Annotated in this window: 13 protein-coding genes; 11 read left to right on the top strand and 2 right to left on the bottom strand. The window is 50.3% G+C overall.

Translation table 11 applies throughout. From position 1 onward, the window contains the following. The first annotated feature begins 59 nt into the window (after positions 1–59). The 11 genes from HAV38_RS03275 to HAV38_RS03225 all read left to right on the top strand — a co-directional run bounded on the left by HAV38_RS03275 (position 60) and on the right by HAV38_RS03225 (position 13,306). Entirely contained in the window at positions 60–1,793 is a 1,734-nt protein-coding gene (locus HAV38_RS03275; RefSeq protein WP_168052374.1) for a secretin N-terminal domain-containing protein, read from the top strand. A gap of 2 nt (positions 1,794–1,795) precedes the next feature. Continuing rightward, positions 1,796–2,689: an ExeA family protein gene (locus tag HAV38_RS03270; RefSeq protein ID WP_168052372.1), complete on the top strand. Its 894-nt coding sequence runs from the start codon at positions 1,796–1,798 to the stop codon at positions 2,687–2,689. Further along, complete coding sequence (locus HAV38_RS03265; RefSeq protein WP_168052370.1) at positions 2,686–3,954, top strand: tetratricopeptide repeat protein; 1,269 nt, start codon at positions 2,686–2,688, stop codon at positions 3,952–3,954. Before HAV38_RS03270 ends, HAV38_RS03265 begins: the two co-directional genes overlap by 4 nt. A gap of 130 nt (positions 3,955–4,084) precedes the next feature. Then, complete coding sequence (locus tag HAV38_RS03260) at positions 4,085–6,796, top strand: DUF6701 domain-containing protein (protein ID WP_168052368.1); 2,712 nt, start codon at positions 4,085–4,087, stop codon at positions 6,794–6,796. Between the two features lie 354 nt (positions 6,797–7,150). Further along, positions 7,151–7,576, top strand: coding sequence for a type II secretion system protein (locus HAV38_RS03255; RefSeq protein WP_168052366.1), 426 nt, complete (start codon positions 7,151–7,153; stop codon positions 7,574–7,576). A 142-nt stretch (positions 7,577–7,718) separates the two neighbouring features. Continuing rightward, positions 7,719–8,198 (top strand): pilus assembly FimT family protein, encoded by a 480-nt coding sequence (locus HAV38_RS03250; RefSeq protein WP_245182168.1) that lies wholly within the window; start codon positions 7,719–7,721, stop codon positions 8,196–8,198. Next, positions 8,188–8,838: a type IV pilus modification PilV family protein gene (locus tag HAV38_RS03245; protein ID WP_168052364.1), complete on the top strand. Its 651-nt coding sequence runs from the start codon at positions 8,188–8,190 to the stop codon at positions 8,836–8,838. Before HAV38_RS03250 ends, HAV38_RS03245 begins: the two co-directional genes overlap by 11 nt. Positions 8,839–8,855: 17 nt before the next feature. After that, on the top strand, positions 8,856–9,695 hold the full coding sequence (locus HAV38_RS03240; RefSeq protein ID WP_168052362.1) for a type II secretion system protein: 840 nt from the start codon (positions 8,856–8,858) through the stop codon (positions 9,693–9,695). A gap of 103 nt (positions 9,696–9,798) precedes the next feature. Next, positions 9,799–10,185, top strand: coding sequence for a hypothetical protein (locus HAV38_RS03235; RefSeq protein WP_209216598.1), 387 nt, complete (start codon positions 9,799–9,801; stop codon positions 10,183–10,185). A gap of 182 nt (positions 10,186–10,367) precedes the next feature. Further along, positions 10,368–12,071, top strand: coding sequence for a GspE/PulE family protein (locus HAV38_RS03230; RefSeq protein ID WP_168052358.1), 1,704 nt, complete (start codon positions 10,368–10,370; stop codon positions 12,069–12,071). Between the two features lie 2 nt (positions 12,072–12,073). Further along, complete coding sequence (locus HAV38_RS03225) at positions 12,074–13,306, top strand: type II secretion system F family protein (RefSeq protein WP_168052356.1); 1,233 nt, start codon at positions 12,074–12,076, stop codon at positions 13,304–13,306. 110 nt (positions 13,307–13,416) lie between these two features. On the opposite strand, the gene HAV38_RS03220 is transcribed toward HAV38_RS03225, so the two are convergent. Further along, entirely contained in the window at positions 13,417–15,714 is a 2,298-nt protein-coding gene (locus HAV38_RS03220) for a hybrid sensor histidine kinase/response regulator (protein ID WP_168052354.1), read from the bottom strand. A gap of 127 nt (positions 15,715–15,841) precedes the next feature. Next, positions 15,842–16,216: an Hpt domain-containing protein gene (locus HAV38_RS03215; protein WP_168052352.1), complete on the bottom strand. Its 375-nt coding sequence runs from the start codon at positions 16,214–16,216 to the stop codon at positions 15,842–15,844. Positions 16,217–16,384 lie beyond the last annotated feature (168 nt).

Genomic DNA, 16,384 nt, shown 5'->3' with positions numbered 1-16,384 from the left:
TGCGTCAATAATTTTGCGCAAATCGCAACAATCTACATCAACAGGCTTTAGAAAAGAGTATGAAGAAGACCCTTTTAGTTGTCTTGATAATAGGATTAGCGGGATGCACTTTACCTGCGCCGAAACGTGAAACGTACAATCTTATCAATACCGAAATGGACAGTGCGGTAGAGAATAATGCCAAGCGAGCGCAGCAGGAGGCGGTTTTCGCTTCACTTTTGCCGCCACTTCAGATTGAAATGCCTAAGACCCGTCAGCCGCTCGAAGAACGATTTAATTTGTCCTTCAATAATGTACCGGCGAGCCAATTTTTTATGGCACTGGTCGCAGGCACACAATACAACATGCTGGTCCACCCTGATGTGACTGGCACTATTTCAGCCAACCTTAAAAACGTCACACTATTTGAAGCGCTGGATGCCATCCGCGAGCTGTATGGCTACGAGTACAAGGTGCAAGGCAACCGTATTTACGTCAAGCCTCTGAGCCTGCAAACCAGTATTTTCCAGGTCAATTATCTGAGTGGCAGCCGCAAGGGTACCTCCGACATTCGCGTTATTTCTGGCTCGGTAATCGATGGGGTATCCGGTGGTAGTTCGGGTGGCGGCAACACATCAGGATCACAATCGGGAACATCCAGCCATTCGGTCGACACCAGCAAGATCAGTACGACTTCGAATAACGATTTTTGGGCAGAACTCAAAACGTCTTTGAACGCCATCATTGGCGACAAAGATGGCCGCAGCGTTGTCATCAGCCCGCAGTCCGGTGTGGTAGTGATTCGCGCTATGTCGGATGAGTTACGGAATGTCTCTACTTTTTTGAAGGCGACCCAATTATCAGTGGATCGCCAAGTTATTTTAGAAGCAAAAATTATCGAAGTCTCGTTAAATGACAATTTTCAGTCAGGCGTAAATTGGGCTGCCTTTGCAGCAAAAGGTAGCCGCACTTCCCTCGGTTATGTCGCACCCGGAACCACTCTGTCACCTAGCGCAGGAGCGACCCTGACAAGCGGGGGCAACAACGCGGTCACCGCAGTTAGCGGAAGCACACTGGGCGCAGCCAGCGCGGCTGCCGGGTCGCTGTTTGGTTTGGCTTTTCAGAATAGTAATTTTGCAGCGTTGATTTCATTTTTAGACTCACAAGGTACCGTGCATGTGCTGTCCAGCCCTCGTATCGCCACGATGAATAATCAAAAAGCGGTATTAAAGGTGGGCACAGATGAATTTTTTGTAACCAAATTAACGACGTCGCAAGGTGTTAGTTCTGGCAATACAACGTCGCTACCGGTCACAACGGTTGACGTCCACCCGTTCTTTTCCGGGGTATCACTAGACGTGACTCCGCAAATTGACGCCGTCGGTAATATCACGCTCCATATTCATCCCTCCGTGAGCCAGGTAACTACCGTCAACAAAGTAATTAATTTAGGCGCAAGCGGTGGTACATTAAGCCTACCGTTGGCCTCCAGCGCGATTTCCGAAACCGATAGTGTCGTTCGCGGGCAAGACGGACGCATCATTGCCATTGGCGGACTCATGCGGCAGTCTTCGTCGGCTGACCGTTCGCAAGTACCGGGAGCCGCAGACGTTCCTGTATTAGGTAATTTATTCCGCAGTAATAGCCGGGTAGCGCAAAAAAGTGAACTGGTCATCTTGTTGAAACCAACGATCGTACAGGGCGAGGATAGCTGGGATCAAGACATGCTCGATAGTCAGCGCAGACTGCAAGGGATGGTGCCGCGCGATTCAACTACCCTGCAACCAGCACAACCGATTCCAGCACAACAATAGCAATGTACATCGAACATTTTGGTTTGCGTGCATTGCCGTTTGGTATCACCCCTGATACCAGCTTTTTTTTCGCATGTTCGAATTATCAGGCTGCATTAAATACCTTATTGATTGCGGCCAAAAGTGGGGAAGGCTTCATCAAAATCACTGGCGAAGTCGGTACAGGAAAAACGATGTTATGCCGTAAATTCATGTCTTCCCTTGATGATAGTTTCGTCATGGCTTACATACCGAATCCCTCGCTTGAGCCACGCACGCTGATGCTCGCACTGGCGGATGAGCTGGAAATTTCATTGGCAGAGGATGTGAATCAGCATCGTTTAATGCAAGCCATCAATCTGCGCCTGATGAAGCTGGCCAGGCTTGGGAAAAAAGTAGTGCTGTGTCTGGATGAAGCGCAGGCGTTGCCGCTGGAAAGTCTGGAAGCACTGCGGTTGTTGACTAATCTGGAAACAGAAAAAAGAAAACTATTGCAAATCGTTTTATTCGGCCAGCCAGAATTAAACCAGAAACTACAAAATAACGCGATCAGGCAACTGACCCAGCGTATTACGTTTCAGTATGAAATCGCGCCGCTGACCCGGGACGATATGGCGTTTTACATCGACCATCGCCTGAGGGTTGCCGGATTCGCTGGTAGTACCTTGTTTACCCCTCGCGCCCTATCGCGACTATACAGAGCCAGTAAGGGGATTCCGCGGCTGGTAAATATTCTGGCACATAAGTCGTTGATGGCTACGTATGGAGAGGGTTCCCAGCAGGCTTCTGCGGCAAACGTTCATCTTGCAATCAAGGATACCTTTTTAGCAAAATCTCATCCATGGCGGTGGAGATTACTGTTTAGCTCACCATTTTTTATCGCCGTCATCGGTTTTGCTTTGGATTATTTTAAATGAGCCTTATCAATCAAATGCTGCGGGATCTGGACAAGCGTGGAGAGTCAGCGCCTGACCTCCCCGCCAGACCTGGTTACATCAAGGTAATACCAAAACCACCGGGGAACGCGCGGCTCATTTGGGCAACGGTATTGTTGGTATTGGCCTGTTGTGTGTTGCTGGTCTGGTGGTATTTAGGCCATGCTCAACCGCTTATCAAACCGATGTTGAAACCAGCCGTACTGGCGCAACCAGCGCCACCTGCTCAGCCTCAGAGCTTGAACGCTATCCCCGAAGACGCGACGCCACCGAAGAACGTGGTTCTTCCCGCTGCCGGATTGCCGGTCGCTCCCATGACTGCGACGGCCCTACCCTCAACCAATACGATCCAACAAAAAAGTCTGGAAGTAACAGCGGCACCGCAAAATTCTTCGACAACGATAGCACCGTCCCAACCTTTGATGCCTATGTCAGCGCCAGCAGCGAATGCGCTTGTGAAAAATGAAGTCAAGGCGAAAGACCTTAATTTCGCCAGCGATGCCAGCGAAACCAGCCATAACGGAGTTATTAATCCGACAGTTGACCAGGCCCTTGCAGCCACGAAAGAAAGGAAGACGCCACACGTTAGCGATGCAAAAATTGTTACCAAAAAATCGGTGAACATATCAGCACAAGACAGCAGTATGGCACTCCGCCCGGCCAAAGAAATCACGCCGCAACAGGCGATAGACAATCGTTATCGCAAAGCCATCTCTCTGATCGATGCCGGGCAATTACCGCAGGCCATCGAACTACTTCAGCAGGTTTTGCAACTTGACCCAAAACATGCCGCAGCACGCCAGACGCTGGTGGGCTTGCTACTGCAGGGCAAGCGTCAGGACGAGGCCGTGCGCATGCTGCAGGAAGGCTTATCCAATGATCCATCGTTAACCGGGATGGCAATGATTTTGGCGCGTCTTCAGGTCGAGCGCGGTAGCACGCGCATAGCGACCGAAACGCTAGCACATTCGCTTCCTTACGCCTTGGAAAACGCGGAATACCAGGCTTTTTTTGCGGCCTTGCTACAGCGCGATAAACGTAATAAAGAAGCCATTGAGCATTACGCGATCGCCTTGCGAAAGGTACCGGAAAATGGTCTCTGGTGGATGGGTTATGGGATTTCGCTACAAGCAGAAAACCGTCTGCCGGAGGCCGAGGATGCTTTTACCCGCGCCAAATCATCATCAACACTCTCGGCAGAATTACTGACTTTTGTGAATCAAAAACTACACCAAATTCAGCGTTGATGGTTATGACAGTCTCAATAAAAATGCCTTATGCAATTTTAATGTGCGCATTGACCTCCGGTCTCGGCACATGCGCAGGCATATCTTCCCTTTTTCAGTTAAACGCAATACCACCTCAAGTGAACCTGAAATGTTAGAAGCGTCCCAAGGTCCACGCAGCCTGATAGGGCACTTAGCGTTGCTTGTTACATTGCTTGCCAAATGGTGTTTTACACAGCACACCCGCTGGTTTTTGTTCATCGCACTACCCGTATTGTTATTGACCGCGCTACCGGCGCAGGCGATAGACTATACGTTTCCCGGCGCTTTACCCGCCGGATGTAGTGGCGGCAATGGCAGCTATACATGCGGAGCTCTTACTCTGGCGGGTGGCGATACCATCACTATCACCGCCCCGACCACCATCACAGTAAATGGCGCACTCTCAGTAGGGGCCAGCAGCAAAATTAATCAGGGCGGCTCTGCTTCGGACTTAATTTTTGTAGTAAGTGGAGCGATCGGCATCGGTGCCAGTACTATATCAACCGCCACCTTAACTTCCTCTGCCGCTATCAACATTGGTGCCAGCAGTATTATCAGCGGCAATGTTTCCGGTTCCGACGTTGGTGCCGTCAGTATCGGTGCTAACAGTATCGTTTCCGGCGCCGTTAATACTGTCACTGGTGCAATTACCATTGGTGCCGGCAGTTCTGTTAGCTCTGATATTACTAGCAGTCAGACCGGCACCATAACATTGGGGGCAAACGTTCAGGCTGGCGGCAACCTGAATACTAACACCGGCTCCATTGATGTAGGGGCTGGCAGCAGTATAGCTGGCTCTGTTGCAATAAGTGGCTCGGGTGCCGTCACACTGGGCTCAACAATAAAAGTCGGTGGCAGCATCACGACTACCTCCGGCGCCATCACTTTAGGGGCTAGTACAGAGGTCGATAGTTTGATCCAGACCAAGGGAGGCGACGCCATTACATTTGGGGCTAATGTCATTATCAAAAGTTTATGCTGCGCGGCAACCAACGACGCATCTTGCTTTAGCGGCAACATGCCGCAACCTCCTCCACAAATATGCCCCAAACCTAATCCCCCAGCCGCCGTCTCCGACCTCAGTACATTCGATTGCCTTGAGACAAGCACTAATACACCGTGGGACGCTTCGGCCCGCAAGCCATTATTTACCAAACTGGTTAATGCTAGCTTTAGCTTTGACATCGCGGCACTGAAGTCGGATGGCACGCTCGCCACCAATTACAGCGCAAGCAAAGGCAATACCAAGTCGGTTCTGGTACAACTGTTCAACGATACAACGCCGCCCGCCAGTTGCACGGCATTGGCTAGCCAAATTCCTGTCGCATCGCAAACTGTCACCTTTGGTGCAGGCTCAGCTGGGAGAACACAGAGCGGAAGTTTTACCGTCCTGAACGCGGCACCGATATTGCGTTGTCGCGTCACGGAATGCACTGATAGTTCATGCGCCAGCTTCACCGCCGTCGCGCCAGCTTGTTCTTCAGACCAATTCTCGGTCCGGCCTTCTGCGGCCACGTTGTCGACGTCAGCGATAGCAGGCGCACCATCCTCCAGCGCATTACCTGCAATTAACGGCAGTCAGGGCTTTGCCTTGCTCGCCAGCACCAATGCCAGCACCAGCTATGCGGGACTACTGCGCCTCGATACCGGAAAATTGACCGCGCAAACACCCGCGCAGAGTACAACCCAGCAAAGCGGTGGCGTCGTGGGCGTACTAACGCCATTTTCTTTAAGTGCTAACGCGGCGATGGTCAATGCGACCTACAGCGAGACCGGTTATCTCTATTTGGCACCTGGCGCCTATCGGGATGATAGCTTTACCTCCGTGGACAGTGCTAATGGCGATTGCATCACCAGCACCGCGGGCGATAGCAATCTTTCCGATACGCTCATTGGCGGCAAATACGGCTGCAGCATCGGCAACCAAACTGCTCTGTCCTTTGGCCGGTTCGTGCCGGATCATTTCGCCGTCGGTGCGGTGCCAGTGACAGCGGCATGCTCGGCGACTAGCGCGCCCTTCAGTTACTTCGGGCAAGATGGCTTTACTGCAAATTTCTCTCTCACGGCGCTGACTATGGCCAATACCATCACCCAAAATTACACTGGCGCGTATGCCAAATTAAATCCTGCCATCTATGCTAACTATGCGTTTACCACCAGTGTGTTACCGGCAGGATCAATGCTGGCAAGCGGTGCCACCGGGATTGCCGGAAGCTGGAACAATGGCGTAGCCAGCATTGTCGCAACGCTCCAGATCAGCCGCCCCAATGCCCCCGCCGCCGAAACTTTGGTCACGATATTTGCTGCGCCGGGCGACGGGGAGGTTACCATCGGACCCCCTGTCGTTGTTGGCCCCGCAACAAGTTTGCGCTATGGGCGTTTGAAGATGCAGAACGCGTACGGCTCGGAGTTGCTAGCATTGCCGGTGCCGCTCGAAGCGCAGTACTGGACCGGTAGCTACTACGTTACAAACACCAATGATAGTTGTACAGTTATCCCGATTTCCAGCATCAAAATGAGTAACTATCTTAAGCGACTTAATGCGTGCAAGACGCAGCTTGCTCCAGTCGGAAATATCACCATGGTCGCAGGTAAGTTGCCCGGTGCCGGTCTGGTGCTGACAAAGCCGGGGGTAAGCAATGCCGGTAGCGTTGACCTCGCCATCAACCTGACCGGCGCCGCTGTCGGCAACACCTGCGTCGGTCCCGCAGAGTCTCAGGCTACTAGCGCAAACATCCCCTGGTTTGGGCTTAACCCCGGTGCACGCGCTACATTTGGACTTTATAGGTCGCGCTTTATTTATCAGCGTGAGATCTATTGAACGGAGGCGGATCTGTTTGTGGTTTTTAAGTAGTGCCACAGGCCTGCCAGAACAAAATAATATTTAATAAATACGGAGCAAACTTTCCTTTGACAAGACGGTATTGCCACATAGAAATGATCCTCCTTTTTACAACACTTAAATATGAAATGTTAAATCTTTCTTCTGTTTCATGGTTACTTAAATGAAAGGTTTAATGAAACTTGCTGTAATATAAAAATTGCAAACAATTAATAAATTCTTGTGTAGTTGGTGACTCGTAATAATTTATTTTCTATGCCACGAATATTCAAAAAGAATATCCGGGCACAAATATTATTCTCATTTAGCATATTTAATCTTAAAGGTAATATCATGAAAAAGCAACAACAGTCTGGCTTTACGCTTATCGAATTAGTGATGGTAATCGTCATTCTGGGCGTTCTCGCAGCGGTCGCAGTTCCTAAATTTATCGATCTAAAAACAGAATCCCAAGCATCTGCTCTCGCAGGTGTTGCCGCGGGAATTGCAGCAGCCAGCGTTATCAACAACGCTGCACATCAAGCAAATAACGCCTCGGGCGTAGCAACTTATGGATCAACATGTGAGGTAGCAACTATTGCAATCATGGGAATTAGCGTAAATGGAGCTAACTCCGTAAGTGGTGCAATCACAACCAGCGGCCTACCAACGAACTATTCAGTTTCTGGGGGGGCTTTGAAAGTCGGGGATAATTCTTGTACATTAACGCTCGCAGGTTACTCGCCAACAACGACATTTAATCTTATTGGAGTTAATTAATTTAATCATTACATCCGCAATCAGTCAGGATATCCTTTACGTTTAATGCACATCTAAAACCAAGTGCGAACCAATATCCTGCCAAATTGATAGCCACATCCCGTCCTCCCGCCGAATATCCCCATTTCTGACAGGAGGACGCTTGCCATACACCGCAAAAATTAACGGTTTTACATTAGTAGAACTCGTTATGGTCATTATCATCACCGGCATTTTGTCCGTAGTCGTTGTCCCCCGTTTTATTGGTCTGGAAACTTTTCAGGCACGCGGCTTCTACGATCAGACTTTATCCATGCTGCGTTACGCGCAAAAAAACGCTATTGCCCAACATGCCAACGTATTCGTCAATGTGAACGCCCCGGCAGCAACGTTATGTCTGACCTATATTTCGGATAGCAATTGCGCCAGCAATGATGTAAATCAAGTCGTGCTTAATCCGGCCAACTCCCAAAAATTTAGCATAGTTGCACCGCGCCACATCACTATTGGATCAACCACCTCAACCTTCTCTTTCTCCGCATTAGGAAGGCCGTCCCCGGACGCAGCGGTAAACTTGTCCATCATCGGTGACGGGATCACGCGGGTAATTATCGTCGAACGAGAGACCGGCTATGTACACTGACTCCAGTCCTGACTGTCCGTCCACTTGCCGTGTCGTCTGTTTATCAGTTCCGGAATTAGTCCTTTGCTCCGGGTTCCGGCGCAATCAGCAATCCGGCATCACGCTAATTGAGTTACTGATGTTCATCGTCATCGTCAGTGTCGGTGTTGCGGGTATTTTGTCGGTGATGAACGTCACTACCAGATATAGTGAAGATCCGCTACAACGTAAACAAGCAGTCGCCATCGCAGAATCGATGCTAGAAGAAATCCGCCTGCAACCGTTCACCTATTGCGCACCCTCTGATGCTAACGCACTAACCGCTACTAACGTGGGCGGTTGCGCTGGCGTGCCGGGCATTTCTTCGGAAGATGTTTTACCTGCCTTCTCAAGAGTGAGTAACCTGTCCCGGCGCGAGGCCGACAATGTCGCCGATTACAATAACTTTTCCATGTCACCCATCCGCGATGTTCAGGGTACGTTAATTGAGGGGCTTGCATCCTACTCCGTTACGGTCACAATTCAGCAGGTTGGCGATACATTGACACCAAGCTTGCCTAAAAACGACGTATTGCAAATTGACGTACGGGTTGTTTCAAGCAATACCGACTTATCGCTGACGGGTTACCGTTTTCGCTATGCACCTAATGCCATACCCTAATGCGATACCATAACAACATGCGCCCTGCTCCCATCAAACGTTGCCGCGGATTTACGTTGATAGAAGCGGTAACGGTCATCGCGATCACGGGCGTCATCGCGGCGGTAGTCGTCGGATTCATCCGCAGTCCGGTACAAGGGTATTTCGATCTCGAACGTCGGGTTGAAACCACCGATACCGCTGATACGGCTCTACGCCGCATGGGCCGTGATTTTCGGCTTGCGTTGCCCAATAGTGTGCGTAGTGTGGGTACTTCCCCTTTGTGTCTGGAATATTTGCCGACGGTTACTGGCGGACGCTATCGTGCTGAGGCACCCGGCGCAGCGCTAGACTTTACGACACCGACCACTACTTTTGATGTGTTATCGACTCTCAATCCAATCCCTGCAAGTGGAGACCAGGTGGTCGTCTATAATCTTGGCATACCCGGCGCGGACGCTTATTCGGGCGAGAATCGCGCCACTATTTTGTCAGCCACTGCCAATAGCATTACACTGGATACCGCGACGCAATTTTCGTTAGCCTCCCCCGGCAACCGCTTTCAGATATTGCCTGCCGCCGAGCAAGCGGTTTTTTATGTCTGCACCAACAGCGGCTCGGGGATCGATGCAGCCGGTAACGGTAACGGCAGCCTATATCGTTTATCCCATTACGGGATCAATGCGGTCGCTCCGACCAGTTGTCCGGCCGTCTCCACAGACTCGCCTATGCTGGCGCAGAACGTTAGTCATTGCGAGTTTGACTACACTGCGGGCGTAACTCAACGCAATGGGCTGATTTCAATGCGAATAGACATTACCAAGGATCATGAAACCACCAGCCTATACAATGCAGTCCATGTCAGCAATTCGCCGTAAACTGCGTACGGCGCGCTTCCACCGGAGAAGTTTCCGGCAGCGCGGCTTTGCGTTGGTGTCGGCTATTTTTTTGTTAGTTGTGTTAACCGTTTTGGGGGCCTTTATGCTTACCCTCTCGACGGTACAACACGCAACAGCAAATCAGGATTTGCAAGGTTCGCGGGCACTTCAGGGTGCGCGGGCGGGTATCGAGTGGGGTATCTACCAAGCCATGATCCCGGAGTCTACAAATATGCCGACAGGTGGTTCGCCTTACGTTTGTCCCGCTGGTCCGTCCTCGATCAGTTCCCTTGGCGGGTCCTTGATTGGCTTTAACGTACAAGTTCAATGTACGATGGCGACATACACTGAGGGCGACCACCAAATCGGGGTATATCATTTCACGTCGACATCCAGTAGCGGGACTTCAGGCACTGCGCAGTATGTAGAGCGGAAGATGTCTGCGTCCATGAGCACCTGTCGGACAAATGGCGTGCCATGCAACGATTAAGGCGTAGCGAAGATTGCATTAACGCGACAACATATAGGCAAAACAAGGCGAGGCCGGTTGCGCCACGGATCTAAGACGACAGTAAATCTGTAGCCGACCGAAAGGTAACTTCTTTGCCCGGTTCGTTTGCATCACTTAACAGCGCTGCCTAATATGCAACGCAAAAGTTTCCAGGAGTTCTCATGGCCAGACCGGAAAAAATTCGCTTAGGTGAAATTTTATTGCAGCAAAAATTGCTATCGCTGGAACAGTTGGAATCAGGATTAAGCGAGCAAAAGCGCACCGGGCGAAAACTGGGTAAGATTTTCGTCGAAAACGGTTTTACGACGGACGAAGCCATTTCCGGCGCGCTGGCAAAGCAATTAGGGATTCGTTATATTCACCTGAAGCAGTACCATCTTAAGGCGGAAACGGTATGGCTTATTCCAGAAATACAGGCGCGTCGTTTTCGCGCAATCGCTATCGACATTCATGACGACGGCATATTGATTGGAATGGCAGACCCAACCGATCTGTTCGCCTATGATGAACTTGCGCGACTCCTGAAGCGGGACTTGACGGTAGCGGTCGTCAATGAAAATGAGCTTCTTCAGATGATCGATCGCTTGTATCGTCGCACCAACCAGATCACTGGCCTGGCGCGTGAACTGGAGCAGGATTTGGGTGATGGCACCATCGATTTCGGTACTTTGGGAACCGGCGGCGGCCTGGAGGATGCCCCGGTCGTCAAGCTTTTGCAATCTGTTTTTGATGACGCGACTCAGGTCGGCGCCTCAGATATTCACATCGAACCGCAAGAAAGGCGCTTGCACATCCGGTTCCGTATTGACGGTGTCCTGCACTTGCAAACAGAAGCGGACATCAAGATCGCACCCTCGCTGGCGCTGCGTCTGAAGCTGATGTCTGAACTGGATATTTCGGAAAAAAGACTGCCGCAGGATGGTCGCTTTGCTATCAAGGTCAAGCAGCAACAAATCGACGTCCGGATGTCAACCATGCCGACGCAATATGGCGAGTCGGTCGTCATGCGCCTGCTTAATCAAAGCGGTGGCATACTCAATCTAAACGCCATCGGCATGCCGAAACAAATGTTAAAACGGTTTCGTGCCATCTTGCAGCGGCCCAGCGGACTGGTGCTGGTGACAGGGCCAACCGGTAGCGGTAAAACCACTACTTTGTATGGTGCCTTATCAGAACTTAATACATTAGAAAGAAAGCTGATTACTGTTGAAGATCCGGTTGAATACCGTCTTCCCGGTATCAATCAAGTACAAGTCAACGACAAAATAGAACTTACCTTCTCCAGAGTGTTGCGCTCCGCTTTGCGCCAGGACCCTGACGTGGTGCTGGTCGGCGAAATGCGCGATCAGGAAACCGCGCAAATCGGTATGCGCGCTGCGATGACAGGTCACCTTGTGTTGTCTACGCTGCATACTAATGACGCCATCAGTACGCCGATCCGTTTGCTGGATATGGGTGTGCCGGGTTACATGGTTGCCAGTTCACTTCAGGCGGTAGTGGCACAGCGTTTAGTGCGCTTAATCTGTCAAAGCTGCTCAGAAAATTATATTTTGCAGGTCAACGAGGCCGAGTGGTTGAAGGCCGAACTAAAAGAGACGGTGAAAGACCATCGGTATGCGCATGGGCGCGGCTGCACCCATTGCAATGGCACCGGCTTTCGCGGTCGAATGGGAGTCTATGAAATGCTGGAAATTACGAAAGAAGTCGCTGACGCGGCCAACAGCGATAATCCAGCCCTATTCATGCAAATAGCCGAGAACCAGTTAGCGGGCCAAACACTCCGCCGTCATGCCGTAACGCTTGTTACAGAGGGCAAAACCACGGTTGGCGAAGCAATGCGCATCAGTAGTCAGTTTGAGGAGTAAAAATGCCTTTCTTTGCATACAAAGCCCGTAACGAACGCGGCGAGCAAGTCGAGGGCGTGTTGGAAGCCAGCGATACCAGCGGTATCGCTAGCCAACTATTTAACATCGGTATAACCCCGGTCGATATTACGGCAACCAGCGAAGCGACAGTCGTCGGTAGCGAATCCGACTGGTGGACCCGCTTTAGCGAAGAAAAAGTAAAACCTATTGATGTGCAATTATTCAGCCGACAGCTATATACGTTATTGAAGGCCGGTATCCCTATCATGCGCGGTCTTGCTGGCTTGCAAGAGTCCGCCACTAATAAATCATTTGCACGCGTGCTGAAGGACATCCGGGAATCACTCGACGCCGGGCGAGAACTATCGGCAGCGATGCGACGTCACCCCAAAATTTTCTCCAATTTCTATTTGAATATGATCCGTGTTGGAGAAATGACTGGTCGGCTAGAGGAGGTATTTCTACGCTTGTTTGCGCATCTGGAATTCGAACGGGAGATGAGTGAAAGGGTGCGTACGGCGATGCGCTATCCGTCGTTTGTCGTGATGGCAATGATGGGCGCAATTGTTGTCATAAATATTTTCGTGATTCCTGCCTTCGCCAGTGTCTACGCCGGCTTCCATGCAAAACTGCCATTGCCGACCCGAATTCTCATCGCTTCCTCGACGTTTACTGTCAATTATTGGCCCCTATTGCTGGCGGCGACGGTCGGGGGGGTGTTTGCATTCCGGGCCTGGCTGGCGACCGTAGACGGGTTGTATAAATGGGATAAGGTAAAGTTGCGTTTTCCTATCGTGGGGAAAATAATTCTAAAAGCGACCCTGGCCCGTTTCGCCCGTAGCTTTGCCTTATCCAGCAAAAGTGGTGTACCGATCGTACAGGCGCTTACCGTTGTAGCACAAACGGTAGACAATGCTTATATCGCTAGTCGCATCGAACAAATGCGCAATGGGGTGGAGCGCGGGGAAAACATTTTACGTACCGCGACTGTCGCGGGCGTGTTCACCCCGGTCGTATTGCAGATGATTGCGGTGGGCGAAGAAACTGGTGAACTGGACGATTTGATGGATGAAATCGCTAAAATGTACGAACAAGAGGTTGATTATCAACTCAAAACGCTGTCGTCCGAGATCGAACCCATTTTGATTGTGGTATTGGGCCTCCTCGTGTTAGTGCTGGCGCTGGGTATTTTCTTGCCTATGTGGGATCTTGGCAAAGTCGCAGGGAACGGATAATAGCGCGTTTCGGCGCCGGAACTAAAGTTCTCGCGCACAAGTTAGTTTGGTAATTAATAATTCTGCATTGGATAGAGACGTTCAGGGTTCAATATAGACCCATTTGAACATCATGCCACAGGGTTATCGGCGCTCACCGCCTTAGCGGTTTCAGCGACGTTGACAATTGGCGGACCCAAGGGTATCCACCGACTGACAGTCGCCATAAACTCGCTGGCAGTGCAAGGCTTGGTCAGGTAATCGTCCATTCCTGCTGCCAGACAACGTTCGCGGTCGCCCTTGATCGCACTGGCGGTAAGACCTATCACCGGCACTCTCATTGCCCCCGACACCGCTTCTCGTTGCCGAAGCTGTCGGGTCGCCTCATAACCATCCATTACCGGCATCATACAATCCATTAGCACCAGATCGAACTCTTTGAGTAATAGCGCATCCAGCGCCAGCTGCCCGTTTTCTACTTCCTCGACGATACATCCTCTTTTGGTTAACAGGACGCGCACCAGCTGTCTGCTGATCTCGGTATCTTCGATAACCAGTATCCGCATTGCATTTAACGGCTCTTGCCTAAGTGGTAACGCTACCGGCTTACCAGGTTCGCTATCGATAACAGGAAAATGCGGGAACGCGATGGTAGAAGCCCTGCATAGAATCCGAAACGTGAAGCTTGACCCTAAACCCAGGCTACTAGCACAATTAATCTGGCCGTGCATCAATTCAACCAGTCGCTTACAAATAGCGAGTCCAAGACCGGTACCGCCATATTTTCGGCTCGTCGTATTATCTTCTTGCCTGAACGGTTCAAATAAACGTGCCTGGGCGGCTTCACTCATGCCGATTCCGCTATCGAGGACCGAGTACCGTAAATGCACAACTTCTGGGGCGAGAATATCGGGATGCGCACTGCAATAGATTGTTATGGTGCCGGACGGGGTGAACTTAATCGCATTGACCAGCAAATTACCGAGTACCTGCCTTATACGTACCGGATCACCATCCACCCATTTAGAAGAAGACAAGCTGAGCGAAGTCTCGATGACAAGATGCTTCTTTTCTGCATTAACCTTATGCAGAGCAATGACATCAAAGATAACCTGAGCGGGATCGAAAGCGATGGTTTCCAACTCCATTTGTCCCGCCTCAATTTTAGAAAAATCGAGAATCTCATTCAGAATACGCATCAGACCTCTGGCACCGCTACGCACGTTATTGGCATAGGCTAACTGCGTGGCATCAAGTTTGGTGTCCAGCATCAGTTCAGACATACCGATAATTCCATGCATCGGAGTCCGAATTTCATGACTCATCGTGGCTAAAAACAGCGACTTGGATTCGTTGGCAGAATCAGCCTCCGCCTTCAACAGGAAGGCTTCTTTAGCGTCCTGCTCACGACGCTTTAAAATACTTGCGATGAGCATAAAAGCGATCGACAACGCGAGCAGGCTGATTAAAGCGATTCCGCCCATCAGTTGGACGGTCCTACGCCAACTCCCGAGGAAAAGAGCTTCGGTGATCGTTACATTAGCAATGAGCGGATAACCTCTGACCAAGCGGATCGCGCTCATGCGATAAACTTTTTTAAAATCGTCCGCCGCCCGCGGGGCACGCGACAAAATCACGTTGTCCGTCCATTTTTGCTCTCCAACCTCAAAAGTGGGGCCGGTGACGAATTTTTTTCCTATCAAATGCTCAAGGGGCGGCCAGCGAGCCACTAAAGTATAGTCGCGTAGATAAAGCGATACCGCCGAGTGCTCTCCTAAACTGACATTTTTGTAAAAATTCCCAAAAAAATCACTCGATATTCCGATGGTAACTATGCCTAGAAATTTTCCGTCAGGACTCTCCAGGCGTCGCCCTATATAAAAAATCCACTTTCCATTAGTTTTATTTGTTACAGGCTTACTGATGAACATCCCGGCATCCCTATTTTGTTGCTGATACGCAAAATAGTCGCGGTCTTTTAGATTTATTACTGGCACGGGAAATGAGCGCGTTGTGTTAATAACCTGTCCGTCCGCTCCAACGATCGTAGCGACACTGATCTGCGGCAGACCGCTGATTTTGTCACGCATCGTTTGAAAAGTCTGGACGTTACCCACTGCCTGCACCAGCTCGGCCTGATCGTGAATGTCGGCGGCTTCGATGTTCTCAATAATGCTATCCAGCACGAGGGCCGAAGAAGTCATCGTTTGCGAAGTATTTTCTGCGATGATCAGTGACAGGTTACCAAGCTCAGTCCCCCATGCTTCGATCGTCCGGTCATGTAATATCTTCGCCGATATTACTATCAATACAGCGAGTAGCGTAATCACTACGATACCAATGATCGCGGTCGCACGCCGTGCGCTCAACCCCCAGCTTCCCAACGCGCGGCATGACCGTCGCTTTTCTGTCGGTCGTATTAATGACATTGCAGGTGATTTTCAGAAAACGTTAAGTAAGCTGCCAACGAGATAATGATGGAGCGGAAAGGTGGAGCGCAATCCTGCACACGGTTACTGCTTGCGCGTTTGTTGTGACTATCGTTAATTTTTAGCGCTAACCGAGGTCCCCTTGAAAATACATTATGCTGTCCTTCACCTCCTGGGTGACCAGACAAAATAATAGCCACAATTTGCCAATATGTTGCGCGAGATATGAGACACCTTGGTCTTGCACCAATTGCTCCAGTTCCACGAGGCTGGAGGTCAACTGTATCGCCCCAACCAGGGCCGTAGTACCCCGAAAAGAGTGAATTTCACGCCCAATCAGTTTTGCATCTCCTACTAAAATAGCAGTTTTCAGACGTTCGAACATCGGTGGCGCTATCTCAAGAAATGTATGAGACAAACTGCGGAACGACTCAATATCTCCTCCAGTTGCGTTAAAAAGCACCAATGGATCGATATATATATATGAATTAGCTTGGTTCATCGTACGTTGTGCACTGCTTGTATATCCGGTAACAACGAAGATCCTGACAAGTGATAGGATGACTTGTCATTCGGGCGACTGATTAATCCCATCAATGTGTAAATCTATTTTGTACAAAATACTTAACTTAAGTAACTCCCAATAATTTCTTGTGATATCTGGCGACCC

Origin of the sequence: Glaciimonas immobilis (assembly GCF_011947285.1) — a bacterium.
Lineage (GTDB): Bacteria > Pseudomonadota > Gammaproteobacteria > Burkholderiales > Burkholderiaceae_D > Glaciimonas > Glaciimonas immobilis.
This window is presented reverse-complemented; position numbering and strand designations above follow the sequence as displayed.

What these genes read in the sequence shown, in the direction of transcription:
- HAV38_RS03230 (WP_168052358.1), top strand. Translation starts at nt 10,368, where the DNA reads ATGGCCAGACCGGAAAAAATTCGCTTAGGTGAAATTTTATTGCAGCAA.
- HAV38_RS03225 (WP_168052356.1), top strand. Translation starts at nt 12,074, where the DNA reads ATGCCTTTCTTTGCATACAAAGCCCGTAACGAACGCGGCGAGCAAGTC.
- HAV38_RS03245 (WP_168052364.1), top strand. Translation starts at nt 8,188, where the DNA reads ATGTACACTGACTCCAGTCCTGACTGTCCGTCCACTTGCCGTGTCGTC.
- HAV38_RS03220 (WP_168052354.1), bottom strand. Translation starts at nt 15,714, where the DNA reads ATGTCATTAATACGACCGACAGAAAAGCGACGGTCATGCCGCGCGTTG.
- HAV38_RS03255 (WP_168052366.1), top strand. Translation starts at nt 7,151, where the DNA reads ATGAAAAAGCAACAACAGTCTGGCTTTACGCTTATCGAATTAGTGATG.
- HAV38_RS03270 (WP_168052372.1), top strand. Translation starts at nt 1,796, where the DNA reads ATGTACATCGAACATTTTGGTTTGCGTGCATTGCCGTTTGGTATCACC.
- HAV38_RS03240 (WP_168052362.1), top strand. Translation starts at nt 8,856, where the DNA reads ATGCGCCCTGCTCCCATCAAACGTTGCCGCGGATTTACGTTGATAGAA.
- HAV38_RS03275 (WP_168052374.1), top strand. Translation starts at nt 60, where the DNA reads ATGAAGAAGACCCTTTTAGTTGTCTTGATAATAGGATTAGCGGGATGC.
- HAV38_RS03215 (WP_168052352.1), bottom strand. Translation starts at nt 16,216, where the DNA reads ATGAACCAAGCTAATTCATATATATATATCGATCCATTGGTGCTTTTT.
- HAV38_RS03260 (WP_168052368.1), top strand. Translation starts at nt 4,085, where the DNA reads ATGTTAGAAGCGTCCCAAGGTCCACGCAGCCTGATAGGGCACTTAGCG.
- HAV38_RS03265 (WP_168052370.1), top strand. Translation starts at nt 2,686, where the DNA reads ATGAGCCTTATCAATCAAATGCTGCGGGATCTGGACAAGCGTGGAGAG.
- HAV38_RS03235 (WP_209216598.1), top strand. Translation starts at nt 9,799, where the DNA reads ATGCTTACCCTCTCGACGGTACAACACGCAACAGCAAATCAGGATTTG.